This window comes from Pandoraea captiosa (assembly GCF_902459775.1).
Classification (GTDB): domain Bacteria; phylum Pseudomonadota; class Gammaproteobacteria; order Burkholderiales; family Burkholderiaceae; genus Pandoraea; species Pandoraea captiosa.
In genome coordinates this window covers 578,880-597,687 of the sequence record NZ_CABPSQ010000002.1, presented here as the reverse complement: position 1 = coordinate 597,687, position 18,808 = coordinate 578,880, and the positions used below count along the sequence as shown (strand labels likewise).

The window sequence follows — 18,808 nt, the reverse complement described above, 5'->3', positions numbered from 1 at the left end:
GCTCTCACCGACCCGGTCGAGCCAATCGACACGAGAGGTGCGACCCGCGTGCGCCACCACACAACGGATTGCCCCATGAGCCAAACGCCTTCCGCACCGCAAGTCCCGCCGATGCGCCTGTCCGGCCTCGAGCCCTTCAACATCGGCGCGGGCACACTGTTCGTGAATGTCGGTGAGCGCACCAACGTCACCGGTTCGAAAGCGTTTGCGCGCATGATCCTGAACGGTCAGTTCGACGAAGCGCTCGCGGTCGCCCGCCAGCAGGTCGAAAACGGCGCACAGGTCATCGACATCAACATGGACGAGGCCATGCTCGACTCGAAGGCCGCGATGGTTCGCTTCATGAACCTGATCGCCTCCGAACCGGACATCGCGCGCGTGCCGATCATGATCGACTCCTCGAAGTGGGAAGTGATCGAGGCCGGTCTGAAGTGCGTGCAGGGCAAGGCAATCGTCAATTCGATCTCGCTCAAGGAAGGCAAGGAAGCCTTCGTGCATCATGCCCGGCGAATTCGCCGCTACGGCGCCGCCGCCGTGGTCATGGCGTTCGACGAGCAGGGCCAGGCCGACACCTACCAGCGCAAGATCGAGATCTGCGAGCGCAGTTACCGCGTGCTGGTCGACGAAGTGGGCTTCCCGCCGGAAGACATCATTTTCGACCCGAACATCTTCGCGGTCGCCACCGGCATCGAAGAGCACAACAACTACGCTGTCGACTTCATCAACGCCACGCGCTGGATCAAGGAACACCTGCCCGGTGCGAAGATCAGCGGCGGCGTGTCGAACGTGTCGTTCTCGTTCCGCGGCAACGACCTCGTGCGTGAAGCGATTCATACCGTGTTCCTGTACCACGCGATTCAGGCGGGCATGGACATGGGCATCGTCAACGCCGGTCAGCTCGGCGTGTACGAAAACCTCGATCCCGAGTTGCGCGAGCGTGTGGAAGACGTGGTACTCAACCGCCGCGAGGACAGCACCGAGCGCCTGCTGGAAATCGCCGATCGCTTCAAGGGCGGCGCCGCCAGGCGCGAAGAGAATCTGGAGTGGCGCAATCAGCCGGTCGAAGCGCGGCTCGCGCATGCGCTGGTGCACGGCATCACGACGTTCATCGTCGAAGACACCGAGGAAGTGCGCCAGAAGATCGCCAGCGCGGGCGGCCGCCCGATCCAGGTGATCGAAGGCCCGCTCATGGACGGCATGAACGTCGTGGGCGATCTGTTCGGCGCGGGCAAGATGTTCCTGCCGCAGGTCGTGAAGAGCGCCCGCGTGATGAAGCAGGCCGTGGCGCATCTGGTCCCGTTCATCGAGGAAGAAAAGGCGCGCATGGCGGCTGCCGGGGAGGATGTCCGCTCCAAGGGCAAGATCGTGATCGCCACCGTCAAGGGCGACGTGCACGACATCGGCAAGAACATCGTCACCGTGGTGCTTCAGTGCAATAACTTCGAAGTCGTCAACATGGGTGTGATGGTGCCGTGCGCCGAAATTCTCGCGAAGGCGAAGGAAGAAGGCGCAGACATCATCGGGCTGTCGGGACTCATTACGCCGAGTCTCGAAGAAATGGCTTACGTTGCCTCGGAAATGCAGCGCGACGACTACTTCCGCCTGCGCAACATTCCGCTGCTCATCGGCGGGGCCACGACATCGCGCGTGCACACTGCCGTGAAGATCGCACCGCATTACGACGGGCCGGTGATCTACGTGCCGGACGCCTCGCGCTCGGTCTCCGTGGCCTCGAACCTGCTCTCGGACGAAGCCGCCGAGCGTTACCTCGAAGAAGTGAAGACGGACTACGACCGCGTGCGCGCACAGCACGCGAACCGCAAGGCCACGCCCATGGTCTCGCTCGCTACGGCGCGCGAGAACAAGTTCAAGGTCGACTGGTCGACGTATGTGCCACCCAAGCCAAAGTTCATTGGCCGACGCGTCTTCAAGAACTACGATCTCGCGGAACTCGCCGAATTCATCGACTGGGGTCCGTTCTTCCAGACGTGGGACCTTGCCGGCCCCTACCCCGCGATTCTCAAGGACGAGGTCGTCGGCGAATCGGCGCAGCGCGTGTTCGCCGATGGTCGCGCCATGCTCGAGCGCCTGATCAAGGGACGCTGGCTCACCGCAAACGGTGTCATCGCCATGCTGCCCGCGAACGTGGTGAACGACGACGACATCGAAATCTACACCGACGAATCGCGCTCGCAAGTCGCGTTCACGTGGCATAACCTGCGCCAGCAGAGCGAGCGTCCCGTGGTGGACGGCGTGCGTCGCCCGAACCGCTCGCTGGCCGACTTTATCGCCCCCAAGGATAGCGGCGTGGCCGATTACATCGGCGTGTTCGCCGTGACGGCCGGCCTTGGCGTCGACGCCAAAGAAGCCGGGTTCCTCGCCACGCACGACGATTACAGCGCCATCATGCTCAAGGCACTGGCCGATCGTCTGGCCGAGGCCTTCGCCGAGTGCATGCATGCGCGTGTGCGGCGCGACTTCTGGGGCTATGCGGCCGACGAGCAGCTCGACAACGACGCGCTCATCAAGGAACAGTACGTCGGTATCCGCCCGGCACCGGGCTATCCGGCCTGCCCGGAGCATTCGGTCAAGGGACCGATGTTCCATTACCTGCAAGCGCACGAAATCGGCATGAGCGTGACGGAATCGCTCGCCATGCTGCCGGCGGCGAGCGTCTCGGGGTTCTATCTGTCGCATCCGGACAGCACGTACTTCAGCGTCGGCAAGATTGGTCCCGATCAGGTCGAAGACTTCATGGAGCGCACCGGCGTGGACGAGGCGACGGCACGTCGTCTGCTCGCGCCGCAACTGTCCTGATTCGGTCACGTCACGGTATACGTGCGCCGGGGCATGCGCTGGACATGCATTGCGGCGCATGACCGGCGGTGCGTCTTCCGTCGGACACGTCCCGGTGCCATAATGCGGCGGCGCAACATTGCCGGATTACGTCGGGACGTCCCATGCAAGCACTGCACAGCCTCCAGAACTTCCATCTCCTGCCGCTGCTCAATACGCTCATTTCGCTGGCCGTCGCCTTCATTCTGGGCACGATCATCGGCGTGGAGCGGCAGGTCCGCCAACGTACGGCCGGCTTGCGTACCAACGTGCTCGTGGCGGTGGGCGCCGCGGCGTTCGTCGACCTGTCGATGCGGCTGATGCCCGGGGATACCCGCGTGATCGCGTATGTGGTGTCGGGGGTGGGTTTCCTCGGCGCGGGCGCGATCATGAAGGACGGCGCCTCGGTGCGCGGTCTCAATACCGCCGCCACGCTATGGGGGTCGGCGGCCGTGGGCGCAGCGGCCGGGGCCAGTCTGATCGTCGAGGCGATCGTCGTGGCGCTGTTCGTGCTCGCCGCCAACACGCTGCTGCGTCCGGTCGTCAACCGCATCAACCGCGCGCCAATCAACGAGGCGACTTCCGAAGCCACGTATGCGCTGTCCGTCATCTGCGCACGCACGACGCAACGTGAAGTGCTCGACAAGGTGGAAGCCTGGCTCGAAGCGTCCAACTATCCGGTGCGCGCGCTCGACATTCATCCCTTCGGCGAAGCGGAAGTCGAGATCGAAGCGCTGCTGCTGCCCACTGCGGTGAAGGCCGGTGAACTCGACGCACTGACCGATCATCTCGAAACGCTGCCCGGCGTCAATCAGGTGTTCTGGTCAAGTCGTTCGGACGACTAACCGATCTTGACGTCGGATGGCGCCTGCTTTCGACCGGCTTCCGACCTGCTTTCGACCTGCACGCGCCTTGACTTCTCACGCCGATGCCGACGGATCGGCAAGGGTCCAGAACTTCGGCAGATGCGAGAAATTTCCCGCGAAAAAGCCGAATTACATTCGATTACAAACCCTTACAGCACCGCGCGGCGCGGCTTCTTAGACTGGAATCTCACTAACGCAAGTGATGCCTGCACGAAAGACGTTTCCTGCAATGTGCAGCGCAAAGCAAAGGAGTCCATCTGATGAAGAAGCTGATCATTTCGGTTGCCGCCCTGACCCTCGCCGGTGCCTCGGCACTGAGTTTTGCACAAGGTTCGGCTGGTGGCGGCGCGGCCGGCCCCGGCGGCGGCACGACGACGGATCCGACCACCCCCATGCCCAGCCAGGCGTCGCCGGACGCACGTCAGTCGGCCCCGACGCCGGGCGCACAAACCATGACCCCGTCGGATCCGCAGCCGAACGCCAAGGCCCAGAAGCCGCGTCACAGCACCAAGAAGACGCCGAACAACGGCAATACGGGCAATGGCGCCACCAACGCGCCAGATAACGCCCCGGGCAAGGCGCAGTAACCTCCAATGGCATCGGGCGCGTCGCGCCCGCACGGGAACCGGCGCCGCCGCTGCTCATGCCGCTGCTCACGCTTCACTGCCGAGCCCGATCCCCTCGCCCGGGGGCGGCCCCGGTTGCTCGATGCCACCCCCTCCGGTTTTGACGGACACAAAAAAAGCAGGCTCGCATTTGCGGCCTGCTTTTTTCGTTTGAACCTGTGTTCGGCGTAGGTGCGGGCGTGGGTGCGGATGTACGTGCGCTTAGCGACTGACTTCCCACATCACCGCGCCACCCTCGGCGTGGGCTTCCTTGAGCATGTTCAGCAGCGGATAAGCACGCTGCGACAAACGCAGGCGATTGTCCTCGTCGCGCTCGTCGGACTTCTTCCCCTCGCTTTCTCTGTCTGCCGCCGCCTTGTCTTCGGCAATCGCCGCTTCGAGCTTGGCGATGGCGTCCCCTGTTTCGTCCGATCCGATCGCACCGCGCTCGCCGAGCGTCTTGCCCACGATCCCGAGCAGCAACTGCGCGAGATTTTCGAGCATGTTGATCGTTGGCGACGCATGCGCCTTGAACGTTACCAGCATGGTTGGCTCCCTATTCGAGTTATCACCACCACCGTCCCTGCCGATGTTACCCAGGGAGGGGTACCGTGACTTCATCATACACCTGTTAAAATCCGGTGCTGACGATTCAATTGCCTGTCCGGACGTGTCCGGACGCACCCGAAACACCCGCCAATGCTACCCGCACAAAAGAATGCTCTCGTCGCGCTGATCGGCGACGTCGTCGCCGGTTTGATGCCCGCGGACGGCACCGCGCCCGCCGCGCCCGTCATCCTGCTCGAACGCCCGAAAGTCGCCGCACACGGCGATCTGGCCTGTAACGTGGCAATGCAGCTCGCCAAGCCGTTGCGCGCCAACCCGCGCGAGCTGGCCCAGAAGATCGCCGACGCGATCCTCGCCGACGCCCGCGCCAAGGGGCTCGTCGACGCCGTGGAAATCGCCGGTCCCGGCTTCATCAACCTGCGTCTGGCCAATGCCGCCAAGCAGTCGGTAGCCCGCGCGATCCTGACCGAAGGCGCCGCTTTCGGCCGGCGCGCCGCCAGCAACGACGCCGCACCGGTACTGGTCGAGTTCGTCTCGGCCAACCCGACCGGCCCGCTGCACGTCGGTCATGGCCGTCAGGCCGCCCTCGGCGACACGATCTCGGCGCTGCTCGGCACGCAGGGGCGCCCGGTCCACCGCGAGTTCTACTACAACGACGCCGGCGTCCAGATCCAGACGCTCGCCACGTCGGTGCAGGCCCGCGCGCGCGGCTTCAAGCCGGGTGACGCCCAGTGGCCCGAGTCGGCCTACAACGGCGACTACATCGGTGACATCGCACAGGACTTCCTCGCCGGCAAGACCGTGCAGGCGTCCGACGGCGCGCCCGTCACGGGCAGCGGCGACATCGAGGACATCGACTCGATCCGCGCCTTCGCGGTGGCGTATCTGCGTCGCGAGCAGGACATCGATCTGCAAACGTTCGGCGTCATCTTCGACCAGTACTACCTCGAATCGTCTCTGTATGCCGACGGCAGCGTCGAGCGTACGGTGCAGGCGCTCATCGACGCCGGCGTGACGTACGAACAGGAAGGCGCGCTGTGGCTGCGCACCACCGATTACGGCGACGACAAGGACCGCGTGATGCGCAAGTCCGACGGCACGTATACCTACTTCGTGCCGGACGTTGCCTATCACACGCGCAAATGGGACCGTGGCTTCCATCAGGTCATCAACGTGCAGGGCTCGGACCACCACGGCACCATCGCCCGCGTGCGCGCCGGCCTGCAAGCGCTCGGCATCGGCATTCCGAAGGGCTACCCCGATTACGTGCTGCACAAGATGGTCACCGTCATGCGCAACGGCGAAGAGGTGAAGATCTCCAAGCGCGCGGGCAGCTACGTGACCGTGCGCGATCTGATCGAATGGTCGGGCGGCATTACGGCGGAAACGCCTGTCACGGACCCCGCCGAGCGTGAAGACGCCCTGCGTCGTGGCCGCGACGCCGTGCGTTTCTTCCTAATTTCGCGCAAGGCCGATACCGAATTCGTGTTCGACGTGGACCTCGCGCTCAAGCAGAACGACGAGAACCCGGTGTACTACGTGCAGTACGCTCACGCGCGTATCTGTTCGATCCTCACGCAGTGGGGCGGCGACGAAGCCGCACTGGCGAACGCCGATCTCGCCCCGCTCGACAGCGAACGCGCCCTCGCGCTGCTGCAACTGCTCGCCGAGTACCCGGACATGCTCACGCGTGCCGCCGAGGAACTTGCGCCGCACGCCGTGGCCTTCTATCTGCGGGATCTGGCAGGCGCGTTCCACTCCTTCTACAACTCGGATCGCGTGCTGGTCGACGACGAGACCGTGAAGCATGCGCGTCTGGCATTGCTTGCGGCCACGCGTCAGGTGCTGCGCAACGGGCTTGCCGTGCTGGGCGTGTCGGCCCCGGCCAAGATGTAAGTTATCCACCACTCCGAACGGCAAGCCGCATCGGAACTCTGTAAGGACGGAATCGACTCGATGGCAAACACACGTCGACCACCCCGCCAGCGGGGCGGTACTTTTCTGGGCATCGTGCTCGGCCTGATCGTTGGGCTGGCCGTTGCCGTCGTCGTTGCGCTCTACATCACGAAGACACCGACCCCGTTCGTCGAAAAGACGCCGCCGCGCCCTGCCGAAAATTCGCCGGCGGCGCAAGCGCCCGATCCGAACAAGTCGCTCCAGCCGCGTACGCCGCTGCCGGGGGCGGCGGCGCCTGCCACACCGGACACCGCGTCGGCCGTCGAGTCGTCGCCGCTCGTGCCCGGAACGCCGGTCACGCCGCCGGTGGCTTCCGCCCCCACGGCACCGGCACAACCCGCGCAGAAGCCGTCGCCGGCCGACATTCTGAACGGCAAGTCGACGGTGCCGGTCGCCCCGCCGACCACGCCGCCGGCCAGCGCCACGGATAACGCCAGCACGGGTTACTACCTGCAAGTGGGCGCGTTCAAGTCGCAAAGCGACGCAGAACAACTGCGTGCCAAGCTGGCCCTCTCGGGCTTCGAGGCGAAGATCACGCAGCGCGATGCCAACGGCCTGACGCTCTTCCGCGTGCGTCTGGGCCCGTACGGCAAGCTCGACGAGATGAATCACGTGCGTCAGCGCTTGCAGGATGGCGGTTACGACACGGCGGTCATCCGTTTCACGAAGCAATGAACGAGAAAGGCGCTGCACCGAAAGGGGCAGCGCCTTTTGTTCCAGCGGCATCCCGTTCGGCAAGGATCGGCAAAAGCCCGCATCATTAGCCCGTGCGTAGTCTGCGAAGGCGGCGAAAGCAGCGAAAGCAGCGAAAACGGGCTGAAGGCGGTGACAGGGCCTGCGGGCGTTGAACCCGGCAGCGCCTCGCCGGTCATACGCACTGGCTCATTTGCCTGAATCCGGGATATGGTTTCGCTCACACGCTGCCACTCGCTCCTTGCGGACCGGCGTGTTTGCCTCACTCCTATACAACGATCATGAAAAAACTTCTTGGTGCCTTACTGATTTCTTTCGGTTTCCTCTCTGGCGCCGCTTCGGCCTCGCCTGAAGCACCGGTCGCGGGAACCGACTATCTGACGATTTCGCAGCAGCCGTTGACCGCCGGTGCGGGCAAGATCGAAGTGACCGAATTCTTCTGGTACGGCTGCCCGCATTGCAATGCGCTCGAGCCGACGCTGGAGAAGTGGGTCAAGGCCCAGGGCAAGGATGTCGTGTTCAAGCGCGTGCCGGTCGCCTTCCAGAGCCGGTTCGAGCCGCATACGCGCATGTTCCTGGCGCTCGCGGCGCTGGGCAAGGAAGCCGAACTCACGCCGAAGGTTTTCAATGAAATCCACGTCAAGCACAACTACCTGCTGACGGCCGATCAGCAAGCCGATTTCCTGGCGACGCTGGGCGTCGACAAGCAAAAGTACCTCGACGCGTACAAGAGCTTCGGCGTCGACAACGGTGTGAAGGTCGCAAACAAGACGTGGCAGGACTACAAGATCGACGGCGTACCGACGATCGCGATCAACGGCAAGTACCTCGTCTCGCCGGCCACGTCGGGCGACGCGCTGCAAAAGCAGGGCAAGCCGGCCACGACCGAGCAGCAGACATTCGATGCGGCGCTCAAGACGGCCGACTCGATCATCAACCAGATCCGCGCGAAGAAGATGTAAGCTTCGCCGCTCACAAAGCCCGGCCCCGGCCGGGCTTTTGCGTTACATGGCTACACACACGACATCACCGAAGGTCTTCATCACCGGCGCATCCAGCGGGTTGGGACAGGCACTTGCTCGCCACTACGCGGCGCAGGGCGCCATTCTCGGCCTCGTTGGTCGTCGCGGCGACAAGCTCACCGATCTGGCAGCCACGCTCCCCCACCCGCATGCGGTGCATTGTTATGCGCTCGACGTGCGCGACACGCTGGCGCTTCGCGCCGCCGCCGGCGACTTCATGTCGCGCCATGGCGTGCCCGACATCGTGATCGCCAACGCCGGCATCAGTCACGGCGTGAATACGGAAGACGCTGCGGATCTGCCGCATTTCGCGTCCGTCATGGATACGAACTGGATGGCGATGGTCGCCACCTTCAGCCCGTTCGTCGGCCCCATGCGCGAGCGCAAGCGCGGCACGCTCGTGGGGATCGGCAGCGTGGCAGGTGTGCGCGGCTTGCCGGGACATGGCGCGTACAGCGCGTCCAAGGCGGCGGCCATGACTTATCTGGAGAGCCTGCGCGTCGAACTGCGTGCGGACAAGGTACGCGTTGTGACGATTGCTCCCGGTTACATCCGCACCCCGATGACCGACGGCAATCCGTTTCCCATGCCGTTCCTCATGGACGCGGACAAGTTTGCCCGCAAAGCGGCGGCGGCGATCGCGCGGGGCAAACGTTTTGCCGTGCTGCCGTGGCAGATGGGCGTCGTGGCGTGCCTCATGCGACGCCTTCCCCGGTGGCTGTACGACGCGCTCTTCGCCCGCGCACCGCGCAAACCGACGATGGCGCAGAAGCAAGCCCAAGAGCAAGCCCATAACGCCCATAATGCCGCCTCGACGGCGAAAGACGACACCACCAGGCCGGGCGACGACAACCTATCCCGCTGATCGGCGCAATCCGTCCACCGCACGAAGATGATCGTCGAGGATCGACTGAAGCATCCGGATGAAGGCGCGTCCGGCGTGCGATAGCGGCTCCGCCTGCGAGTAGACGGCGTGCACGCGCAGCTTTCTCGCCGGGCGGATTTCGTGAACGTCGATCCGCTGAAAGGTCGATGCATCGATGCAAAACGGATCGACGATCGCCACCCCGACGCGCTCCTTGACCAGCACCCGCGCGCTGATCGCCGAGCGCACCTCCACGATGGGCGACGGCCGGCGATGCCTGCCGAAGATGTCCCCGACGATCGCCCCCAGCGGCGTGTCGTGCCCGTAGTCGATCCACGGATGCGACGTCAGGTCGTCCACCTTCACGATGCCCCCCGGCGCGAGCCAGCCCGGCGGACTGATGCACATCATCGGCCCATCCACCAACGCCTCCATCTTCAGGTTGTTCGAGTTCACCGCGAACATCGATATCCCCAGGTAGTCCTTGCCCAGCAGCACGCGAGGAATCAGATTGTTGTGCGTGAGCGGCTCGAAGTGAATCGGCAAGTCCGGATATCGCTGGTTGAACAGCGCAATCGCTCGCGGCACCAGTTCCGCGCCGAGGCTCGGGCTGCATACGATGTTCAGCTTCCCGCTCTTGCCCTCGATGATCGCGCGCACCAGATCGTCGACACGCAACACGCCGGCATACGCCGTCTCCACTTCGCTATAGATGCGTCGGGCTTCGGGCGTCGGGAATAGTCGCCCCTTGGAGCGCTCGAACAGCGCGAAGCCGAGGCGACTCTCCGCCGCCGCCAGAATGCGACTGGCCGAAGGTTGTGTAATGAAGAGCATCTTCGCCGCCTCGGTGATCGAGCCGGTCATCATGACGGCGCGAAAGGTCTCGATCTGCCGCAGGCTCATGGCGAGCGGGCGCTGTATGGGGGCGGCGGATACCACGTGTGCACCTGTCTGAAGGGGTCTCGATGGTGCAAAAGCTTACCTCAGGCACCCTCGTGGTGCGAACCCATGCATTGAGGCTATAAGGTCCGAAAATCGTTCTATTGGACCCCTCGTCGATGCGGTTGTTATCGTGAATCCGTCACATTTGCCGTGTAACGGGTTCCCCGCATGCCACCTACCCTGCTTGTCCTCAACCCCAACTCCCTTGTCAGCGTGACGCAAAGCATTGCGTCGACAGCGAGTGCCCAGTTCCGCGACAGCCCCGTGCGCCTCACGTACGAAACGCTGACGGAGGCCCCCGCGGGCATCGCCACGCAGCGCGACGCCGAGCGCGCCGCCGTTCTGGTCGTCAACGCCATCGAGCGCAACTTGCAGGGCACCGACGCCGCAGACGCTTTCGTCCTCGCATGTTACAGCGACCCGGGCCTCGCCGCCGCGCGCGAAATCACGCGTAGGCCGGTCATCGGCATCGGTCAGGCAGCGTTGGGAGCCGCCTCGGCCCTGGGTGAGCGCATCGGTGTGGTGGCCATCACGTCCGGCAGCATCGCCCGGCATTGGCGCGCCTATCGCGCCCATGGATTCGCACAGAAGATCGTCGGCGAGCGCGCCATCGATCTGAGCGTGGCGGAATCGGGCGACGACACCCTCGCCGTTCCGCGCATTATCGAGACCGCGCGTGCGCTCATCGAAGAGGATGGCGCCGATGTCGTGGTGCTCGGCTGCGCAGGCATGGCCGCACTGCGCGCCCGCATCGAACATGCGATCGGCGTGCCCGTCGTCGAGCCCTGCATGACGGCGATCGCACTGGCATCGAATGTCCTCACCGGAGCCGCCCGATGAGCGCCAGCGTCCACACCTGTTCACCGATACTCGGCGTGCTCGGCGGCATGGGACCGCTCGCCACGGCCGACTTCATGCGCAAGCTCGTGCAGAGCACGCCGGCCACCAGGGATCAGGATCACATGCCGGTGTTCGTCCACAGCGTGCCCCAGATTCCCGACCGCAGCGAGTCGTTTCTCGCCGGGTCCGACGCCCCCTGGCCTTTCCTGCTCTCGGGGCTGCGCATTCTCGAGACGGCCGGCGCCGGCGCCATTGCGATTCCCTGCAATACCGCGCATCTCTGGCATGCGCGTCTGGCCGCAGCAACGGATCTCGAAGTGTTGCATATCGGCACGGCAACGTCCGATGCGATCGCCGCACATCCCGCGGGACTCACGCGCGTCGGTCTGATGGCCACGTCGGCCACGATCGAAGGGCGCATTTATCACGATGCGCTGCGCGCAGCAGGCATCGACGTCATGACGCCCTCGGCCCGGCAACAGACCGATCACGTCATGGCAGGCATTGCCGCCGTCAAGGCGGGCGAGCTCGGCACCGCGACTTCGCTGCTGCAATCGGCCGCAACCCGCCTGATCGACGACGGTGCGCAAGCCGTGATTCTCGGATGCACGGAACTGCCGCTGGTCCTTGGCGGTAAATCGGTCGGCGCATCGCCTGGCGAGTCCAACGCATCGCACGACGTCCCCTTCTTCGACACCACGCAGTTGCTGGTGAAGGCTTGCCTTGCATGGTGGAGCCGGTCAAAGGCAGCTCAACTCCGGAGCGAGAGCTTTTCACAATGAACGACTTCGATCTGATCATTCGCGGCGGCACTGTCGTCAATGCCACGCACACCTGCGAGGCCGACGTCGCGATTCGCGGCGACAAGATCGCCGCCATCGGCCCGCATCTGCCGGGCAGCGCAGCACGCGTCATCGACGCGACCGGTCGTCTCGTCATGCCCGGCGGCATCGACACGCACTGTCATGTCGAACAACTGTCGGGCATGGGCAAGATGGGTGCCGACGACTGGTACTCGGCCAGTGTGTCGGCCGCCTTCGGCGGCACGACGATGATCGTGCCCTTCGCGGCGCAGCATCGCGGCAACTCGCTGCGCAAGGTCGCCGACGACTACGCCGACCTCGCGCGGCGCAAGTCCGTCATCGACTACAGCTATCACCTGATTCTCTCGGAAACCGACCCGCAGACGCTGCACACGGATCTGCCCGAACTCATTCGCAGCGGCATCACGTCGTTCAAGGTCTACATGACGTATGACCAACTGAAGATCGACGACTACCAGTTGCTCGACGTGCTCGCCGTCGCCGCACGCGAGCGCGCGCTGGTCATGGTCCATGCAGAGAACAACGACGTCATTCGCTGGGTCTCGCAACGCCTGCTCGAACGCGGCTACACCGCGCCGAAGTTCCACGGCGTAAGCCACGTTGCGCTCGCCGAGGCCGAAGCCACTCACCGCGTCATTCAGCTCTCGCGCCTTTTCGACGTGCCGGTCATGATCGTGCACGTCTCGGCCGTCGAAGCGCTCTCGACCATTCAGGCGGCACGCCAGATCGGCGCACAGGTCTATGGCGAAACGTGTCCGCACTACCTCGTGCTGACGGAAGACGACATGGACCTGCCGGGCACCGAAGGGGCCAAATACTGTTGCAGCCCGCCACTGCGCGACGCACAGGCGCAGGCCAGTCTGTGGGAAGGGCTCGCCAACGGCACGCTGCAAACCCTGTCCTCCGATCACGCACCGTATCGCTACGACGAGAGCGGCAAGATTCCTTACGGCGACAAGACCACCTTCAAGCAGATGGCCAACGGCATGCCCGGCCTCGAAGCGCGGCTACCCCTGCTGTTCTCCGAAGGCGTTGGCGGCGGGCGTCTGACCCTGCAGCAGTTCGTGGCGCTGAGCGCGACCAATCACGCAAAGATGTACGGCATCTTTCCGCGCAAGGGCCATATCGCCCAGGGCGCCGATGCCGACATCGCCATCTGGAATCCCGAGCGCGAAGTCACGCTCACCGTCGCCGCGCTGCACGATCAGGTCGGCTACACGCCGTACGAAGGGCGCACGGTCAAGGGGTGGCCGGAGACCGTCATCAGCGCAGGGCGGGTAATCGTGAGCGACGGTCGTCTCGACGCCGCCCCCGGCAGCGGCCGGTTCATTGCGCGCGGCGTGCCCGAACCGCACACCGTCGAGCGCGAGATCTCGCCACGCGCGACATTCTTCCGCACGTTGGCCCTGACCCAGGAGAAGCAGAAGAACTATTGATGTTCCGGATGACGGATTGCGTTTTGTAATTTCAAGAGAGTGAATATGAGCAAGAGCAGAAAACTTGGACTGGCCGTCGCGCAAATGGGCGCAGTGAACCTGGCGGACGATCGTCGCAGCGTCGTCGCACGTCTGGTCGAGATGCTGCGTGAGGCGGCCGGACGCGGCGCAAAACTCGTGGTGTTCCCGGAAATGGCCCTCACGACCTTCTTCCCGCGCTACTGGATGCCCGAGGAGGAGGCCGTCGCACGCTACTTCGAGAAGTCGATGCCCAACGCCGACGTGCAACCGCTGTTCGACACCGCGAAGCAACTCGGCGTCGGTTTCTATCTCGGGTATGCCGAGCTCACCCCGGACGGTCGGCGCTTCAATACGTGCGTGCTGGTGGGTACCGACGGCAACATCCTCGGCAAGTACCGCAAGATTCATTTGCCGGGCCACGCGGATCACAAGACCGAGGCGCCCTTCCAGCATCTGGAGAAGAAGTTCTTCGAAGTCGGCAACTCCGGCATTCCGGTGATCGAGTCGTTCGGCACGCGCGTAGGCATGTGCCTGTGCAATGACCGTCGCTGGCCCGAGACGTGGCGCGTGATGTCGCTGCAAAGCGCCGAGATCGGGCTGGTCGGCTACAACACACCGTCGATCAACATTCACTGGAACGAGCCGGTGCATCTGCGCATGCACACGCATCTCGTGTCGCTACAGGCCGCCGCGTACCAGAACGCCATGTTCATTGCGGCAGCCGCCAAATGCGGCAGCGAGGACGGTCATCACATGATCGGCGGATCGGTCATCGTGGCGCCCACGGCCGAGATCGTGGCGCAGGCCGTCACCGAAGACGACGAAGTCATCGTCGCGTCGGTCGATCTGGCGGTCACCGAAGGCTTCCGCAATCACGTCTTCAACTTCGCAAAGCACCGCCGTCCGGAACATTACCGCCTGATCGTGGAGCGCACGGGCGCCGGCGCCCCGCTGCCGCAGGAAGACATCTGAGACACCCGTCCATATCGCGTGCCGAGCGCACGGAGGAAACATCATGAGTGGCTATGAAACGAACAGCCTGAGTCCGGCGCAAGGGGCTCAAGACCGACCGGGTGCGTCCGCATTACAGGGAACGGGCACAGGCGCGGGCGCGAGCGCAGGGCAGCCGGGCAATAGTCCGATGCGCGCGCTGATCGCAGCCGTATCCGGCTATGCCATGGACGGCTTCGACCTTCTCATTCTGGGTTTCATGATGAGCGTGGTCAGCGTCGATCTAGGGCTCAGTGCTACGCAGGGCGGCTCGCTGGTGACGGTAACGCTCATCGGCGGCATCTTCGGTGGCATCGGCTTCGGGATTCTGAGCGACTACTACGGCCGCGTTCGCGTACTGACATACACGATCCTCGTGTTCGCGCTCTTCACCGGTCTGTGCGCTTTTGCCACGGGCTATTGGGACTTGCTGGTCTATCGCTTCCTCGCGGGTCTCGGACTCGGGGGGGAGTTCGGTATCGGCATGGCGCTGGCCATCGAGGCGTGGCCGGCCGAGAAGCGCGGGCGCGTATCGTCTTATGTCGGCATGGGCTGGCAACTCGGCGTGCTGCTCGCCGCGGTGCTCACACCGCTGCTGTTGCCGCATATCGGCTGGCGCGGCATGTTCGTCGTGGGCGTGCTGCCCGCGCTCGGCTCGTTCGTGATCCGCAAGGTCATTGGCGAGTCGGAGATCTTCCTGAAGTCGGCACGCAAGAAGCGCGAATTTCCCATCAAGACCTTGTTCCGCGACGCCCAGACGACCAAGCGAAGCATCGGCGTCATCATTCTGTGTTCGGTGCAGAACTTCGGCTACTACGGGCTGATCGTGTGGATGCCGGCGTATCTGTCGAAGATGTTCGGTTACAGCCTCGCGAAATCGGCGGTGTGGACCGGCGCGTCGATCATCGGCATGCTCGTGGGCATCTGGATCTTCGGCCAACTTGCCGATCGTATCGGGCGTCGCCCGACCTTCATCGGTTATCAGATCGGGGCGCTGGTGATGGTGTTCGTGTACTCGCAACTGAGTACGCCGGAAGCGCTGCTCATCGGCGGGGTCGTCATGGGTGTCTTCGTCAACGGCATGATGGGCGGCTACGGTGCACTGCTCGCGGAGCTCTATCCGACGCACGCCCGTGGCACGGCGCAGAACGTGCTGTGGAGCATTGGCCGGGGCTTTGGCGGTCTGAGTCCTCTGGCGATCGGCGTGATTGCGGCGCACTACTCGTTCGAGATCGCAATTGCAGCGCTCGCGGGAATTTACGTCATCGACATTCTCGCCACGGTATTCCTCATCCCTGAACTGAAGGGCGTGGAACTGGAGTAATCCGGACAGGGCGGGGCGAAGCCGCGCGCCCGCCTTGTCGGTTCTGCCACTGGAGATCGTGTGGAAATCGATTTTGGAGACCTCACGCCTTACGAGCGTTACAAGCTGATGAGCAGCCTGATCGTGCCCCGGCCCATTGCCTTGATCACCACGCTGAGCGCCGACGGCACGGTCAACGCCGCGCCCTTCTCGATGTTCAACATGCTCGGGGAGGACCCGCCTATCGTGATGGTGAGCATCAACCGGCACGACGACGGCGCGCTCAAGGACACCGCCGTCAATATCGCGCGCGCGGGCGAGTTCGTGGTGCATCTGTGCGACGAACGGATTGCCGACAAGATGCACCGATGCGGCGCGCGACTGCCGTCGGACATCAGTGAGCTCGACGCCGCAGGCTTTACCCCGGTGCAGAGTGTCGACATTGCGCCACCTCGCATCGCCGAAGCCCCCGTCGCGTTCGAATGCACGGTCTGGGAGACGCTGAGTTCCGAGAGTCGTCGGATCTTCATCGGTCGCGTACTGCGTCTGCATGCGCGCGACGGCCTGATCGATCGTGACACGTGCCGCATCCGTCTGGACGATTACGCCCCCGTCGGGCGGCTCGGAGGCGGCGTCTATACGACGACGCGAGATCGCTTCACCCTATGACTGCGTTCGTCGGCACATCGGCGACGTCCGATGCGCCCCGACACACGCACGACGCCCGCACGACACCGTCACAACACCGTCACGGCACTGTCACCGCACAGTCGGGCCCACGCATTCGGCGGGCGCGACTCGGACATTCCCCAAATCGCAGGACGAAGCGCAGGCGTGAGGCATTGGGCGGGGTACAGTGCCCCGCCTTCCCAACCCTGCGGTGTCCCCATGAACGCGATCTTCCGGCAAGCGGCACCCCGCGCTTGTTCCTCATCCGGCGTTGTCCTGCGTCGTAACTCAGGCCTGTCGCTGATGCGGACCGCCGTCGCGCCGTCCTTCGCACTGTCCGTCGCACTGCTGGCAGGATGCGCCGCGATGGACCCCGGCAACTGGCAGGTCGTCGGACCGCCATCGTCCTATGTGCGCCCCGCACCAACGGTCGTTGTCCCTGCGCCGGTCATCGTGCAGCCGGGTCCCGCCACGCTGGCCCCAGCGCCAGTCGTCATCACGCCGGCACCGGCCATCGTGACACCGGCCCCGGTGATCGTCGGTCCCCGTCCGCCTCCGCCCGTCATCGTCGCGCCCGTGCAGCCTCGCACCTCACGCGACGCCGCCCACTTTCTGCGCGAGCGCTGCTATCTGGAAAAGGGCGGCTGCTACACGTCCGAATCTCGTCAGGGGTACGAATTCAATCCGTACACCGGCACCTGGGACTGGGTGAATCAGACGGATTACCACTGGAAGGGACGTCGCGGACATCGTTGATTTTTGACCCGTTGTGGTGCATTCCAAACCTGCGTTAGAGTGTTCGGGTAACTTGAACAGAGGTAAACACGACGTTAATCCGGACTCGCCGCCATAGAGCGGACGCGTGTCGACGACCATTCTGTCGGCTTCCGATCCGCCTGCGGCACTCCCAACCAAGCAGGAGAGGCACATGCAGACAACCCCCACCGGTACGCCGGTCATCGATCCGGCGCTGCGTCGCAAAGCGGTGATCGGCTCCACGCTGGGCAATGCGTTCGAATGGTTCGACTTCACGGTCTACGGGCTTTTCGCCGTCGTGATCGCGAAACTCTTCTTCCCTGCCGATAACGACACGACCTCGCTGCTCGCGAGCGTGGCGTCGCTCGGCGTCGCGTTCTTCTTCCGCCCGATCGGTGGCCTGGCCTTCGGTCTGTACGCCGACCATGCCGGGCGCAAGTCGGCGCTGTCCGTGATGGTGCTGTTGATGGCGCTCGGCACTGGCCTCATCGGTATCGCACCGACCTATGCGCAGATCGGTTTCGCCGCGCCGTTGCTGATCCTGCTCGCCCGCGTGATTCAGGGCTTCTCGGCAGGCGGCGAGTTCGGCGGCTCGACGGCCATGCTCATCGAGTTCTCTCCGCCGAATCTGCGCGGCTTCTATGGCAGCTTCCAGATGTGTTCGCAGGCGCTGGCCGTCGCGCTCGCGGGGCTGTGCGCGTATGCCCTGAACACCGGGCTCACGAAAGAAGCGCTCGAATCGTGGGGCTGGCGTCTGCCGTTCCTGTTCGGGATTCTGATCGGCCCGGTGGGTTTCTACATTCGTCGCCGCATGACGGAGTCGCCGGAATTTCTGGCCTACGCCGCAGCGCGCGAACCGGCCCGTCGTACGCCGCTTGCCGACGTGTTCTCGAAGCACTATCGCGCACTGATCGCGGGCTTCGGTCTGACGGTGGCGGCCACGACGTCGTTCTACGTCACGCTCATCTACACGCCGATTTACGCCGTCAAGCAACTGGGTCTGACGCAAGGCGTCGCAAGCCTCTCGACATTCATCGCCGCCATGCTGATCGCATGCCTCTGCCCGCTCACCGGCTGGATTTCGGATCGGGTGGGGCGCAAGCCGCTGATTCTGCTGTTCGTGCTGCTCTACGGGCTGACGTCGTTCTGGATGTTTACGCGTCTGCACGGCGCGCCGTCGATGGGCAATCTGCTGCTCGCGCAAATTCTCCCGGCGATCTGCATGGGCTTCGTGTGGGGGGCGTTCCCGACGGCCGTCACGGAAGTGTTCCCGGTGGGCGTGCGCTCGACGGGCGTCTCGATTCTGTACAACATTTCGGTGATGCTCTTCGGCGGCCTCGCACCGTTCTGGATCACGTATCTGATCAAGATCACGGCGAACCCGCTGGCGCCCGCCTATTACATTCTGCTCACGGTAACGATCAGCCTCGTCACCTACGGTCTGCTGGGCCGCGACGGCCGGCATATTCAGGCGTCGCCGCAACACGCCTGATACCGCTCCGGCGTCAGGTGTCAGCACGAACCGCGCTCAAGTCGCGCCGGCGTTTAGTGTAGGCAGGAACGGCGCGCGCGGCGCGCCATAAAAAAGCGCCCCGCAGACTTCGGTCTGCGGGGCGCT

At 64.3% G+C, this 18,808-nt stretch carries 17 protein-coding genes; 15 read left to right on the top strand and 2 right to left on the bottom strand.

All coding sequences use genetic code 11. The features are described from left to right. Positions 1 to 111 precede the first annotated feature (111 nt). The 3 genes from metH to PCA31118_RS07905 all read left to right on the top strand — a co-directional run bounded on the left by metH (position 112) and on the right by PCA31118_RS07905 (position 4,288). A complete protein-coding gene (metH, locus tag PCA31118_RS07915) occupies positions 112 to 2,817 on the top strand; it encodes a methionine synthase (protein ID WP_150625174.1) in 2,706 nt (901 codons plus the stop codon). A 152-nt stretch (positions 2,818 to 2,969) separates the two neighbouring features. Next, a complete protein-coding gene (locus PCA31118_RS07910) occupies positions 2,970 to 3,680 on the top strand; it encodes an MgtC/SapB family protein (protein ID WP_150625173.1) in 711 nt (236 codons plus the stop codon). Positions 3,681 to 3,961: 281 nt separating this feature from the next. After that, positions 3,962 to 4,288 (top strand): hypothetical protein, encoded by a 327-nt coding sequence (locus PCA31118_RS07905; protein WP_150624604.1) that lies wholly within the window; start codon positions 3,962 to 3,964, stop codon positions 4,286 to 4,288. Positions 4,289 to 4,528: 240 nt separating this feature from the next. Here PCA31118_RS07905 and PCA31118_RS07900 read toward each other — a convergent pair whose 3' ends face one another. Beyond that, complete coding sequence (locus PCA31118_RS07900; RefSeq protein WP_150624602.1) at positions 4,529 to 4,852, bottom strand: DUF1840 domain-containing protein; 324 nt, start codon at positions 4,850 to 4,852, stop codon at positions 4,529 to 4,531. A 153-nt stretch (positions 4,853 to 5,005) separates the two neighbouring features. Between PCA31118_RS07900 and argS the strand changes: the two genes are divergently transcribed. The 4 genes from argS to PCA31118_RS07880 all read left to right on the top strand — a co-directional run bounded on the left by argS (position 5,006) and on the right by PCA31118_RS07880 (position 9,409). After that, positions 5,006 to 6,769 carry an arginine--tRNA ligase gene (gene argS, locus PCA31118_RS07895; protein WP_150624600.1) on the top strand — a complete coding sequence of 588 codons (1,764 nt, stop codon included), beginning with the start codon at positions 5,006 to 5,008 and terminating at the stop codon, positions 6,767 to 6,769. Positions 6,770 to 6,829: 60 nt separating this feature from the next. Continuing rightward, the gene (locus PCA31118_RS07890) at positions 6,830 to 7,504 is read left to right on the top strand and encodes an SPOR domain-containing protein (RefSeq protein WP_150624598.1); all 675 of its coding nucleotides are present in this window, start codon (positions 6,830 to 6,832) and stop codon (positions 7,502 to 7,504) included. A 299-nt stretch (positions 7,505 to 7,803) separates the two neighbouring features. Continuing rightward, positions 7,804 to 8,484, top strand: coding sequence for a thiol:disulfide interchange protein DsbA/DsbL (locus PCA31118_RS07885; RefSeq protein ID WP_150624596.1), 681 nt, complete (start codon positions 7,804 to 7,806; stop codon positions 8,482 to 8,484). A 46-nt stretch (positions 8,485 to 8,530) separates the two neighbouring features. Next, positions 8,531 to 9,409: an SDR family oxidoreductase gene (locus PCA31118_RS07880; protein WP_150624594.1), complete on the top strand. Its 879-nt coding sequence runs from the start codon at positions 8,531 to 8,533 to the stop codon at positions 9,407 to 9,409. On the opposite strand, the gene PCA31118_RS07875 is transcribed toward PCA31118_RS07880, so the two are convergent. Next, a complete protein-coding gene (locus tag PCA31118_RS07875) occupies positions 9,398 to 10,348 on the bottom strand; it encodes a LysR family transcriptional regulator (RefSeq protein ID WP_150624592.1) in 951 nt (316 codons plus the stop codon). The two genes, PCA31118_RS07880 and PCA31118_RS07875, sit on opposite strands and share 12 nt — an antisense overlap. A gap of 171 nt (positions 10,349 to 10,519) precedes the next feature. Between PCA31118_RS07875 and PCA31118_RS07870 the strand changes: the two genes are divergently transcribed. The 8 genes from PCA31118_RS07870 to PCA31118_RS07835 all read left to right on the top strand — a co-directional run bounded on the left by PCA31118_RS07870 (position 10,520) and on the right by PCA31118_RS07835 (position 18,682). After that, positions 10,520 to 11,191 (top strand): aspartate/glutamate racemase family protein, encoded by a 672-nt coding sequence (locus PCA31118_RS07870; RefSeq protein WP_150624590.1) that lies wholly within the window; start codon positions 10,520 to 10,522, stop codon positions 11,189 to 11,191. Further along, positions 11,188 to 11,973, top strand: coding sequence for a cysteate racemase (gene cuyB, locus PCA31118_RS07865; protein ID WP_150624588.1), 786 nt, complete (start codon positions 11,188 to 11,190; stop codon positions 11,971 to 11,973). Before PCA31118_RS07870 ends, cuyB begins: the two co-directional genes overlap by 4 nt. Continuing rightward, complete coding sequence (gene hydA / locus PCA31118_RS07860) at positions 11,970 to 13,451, top strand: dihydropyrimidinase (RefSeq protein WP_150624586.1); 1,482 nt, start codon at positions 11,970 to 11,972, stop codon at positions 13,449 to 13,451. The genes cuyB and hydA overlap by 4 nt, the downstream gene beginning before the upstream one ends. A gap of 45 nt (positions 13,452 to 13,496) precedes the next feature. Then, a complete protein-coding gene (locus PCA31118_RS07855) occupies positions 13,497 to 14,444 on the top strand; it encodes an N-carbamoyl-D-amino-acid hydrolase (RefSeq protein WP_150624584.1) in 948 nt (315 codons plus the stop codon). Positions 14,445 to 14,613: 169 nt separating this feature from the next. Then, positions 14,614 to 15,786, top strand: a complete 1,173-nt coding sequence (locus PCA31118_RS07850; RefSeq protein WP_246190165.1) for an MFS transporter — start codon at positions 14,614 to 14,616, stop codon at positions 15,784 to 15,786. A gap of 60 nt (positions 15,787 to 15,846) precedes the next feature. Next, the gene (locus PCA31118_RS07845) at positions 15,847 to 16,434 is read left to right on the top strand and encodes a flavin reductase family protein (RefSeq protein ID WP_150624580.1); all 588 of its coding nucleotides are present in this window, start codon (positions 15,847 to 15,849) and stop codon (positions 16,432 to 16,434) included. 303 nt (positions 16,435 to 16,737) lie between these two features. Further along, positions 16,738 to 17,190, top strand: a complete 453-nt coding sequence (locus tag PCA31118_RS07840) for a hypothetical protein (RefSeq protein ID WP_150624578.1) — start codon at positions 16,738 to 16,740, stop codon at positions 17,188 to 17,190. 172 nt (positions 17,191 to 17,362) lie between these two features. Then, on the top strand, positions 17,363 to 18,682 hold the full coding sequence (locus tag PCA31118_RS07835; RefSeq protein ID WP_150624576.1) for an MFS transporter: 1,320 nt from the start codon (positions 17,363 to 17,365) through the stop codon (positions 18,680 to 18,682). Positions 18,683 to 18,808: the final 126 nt, after the last annotated feature.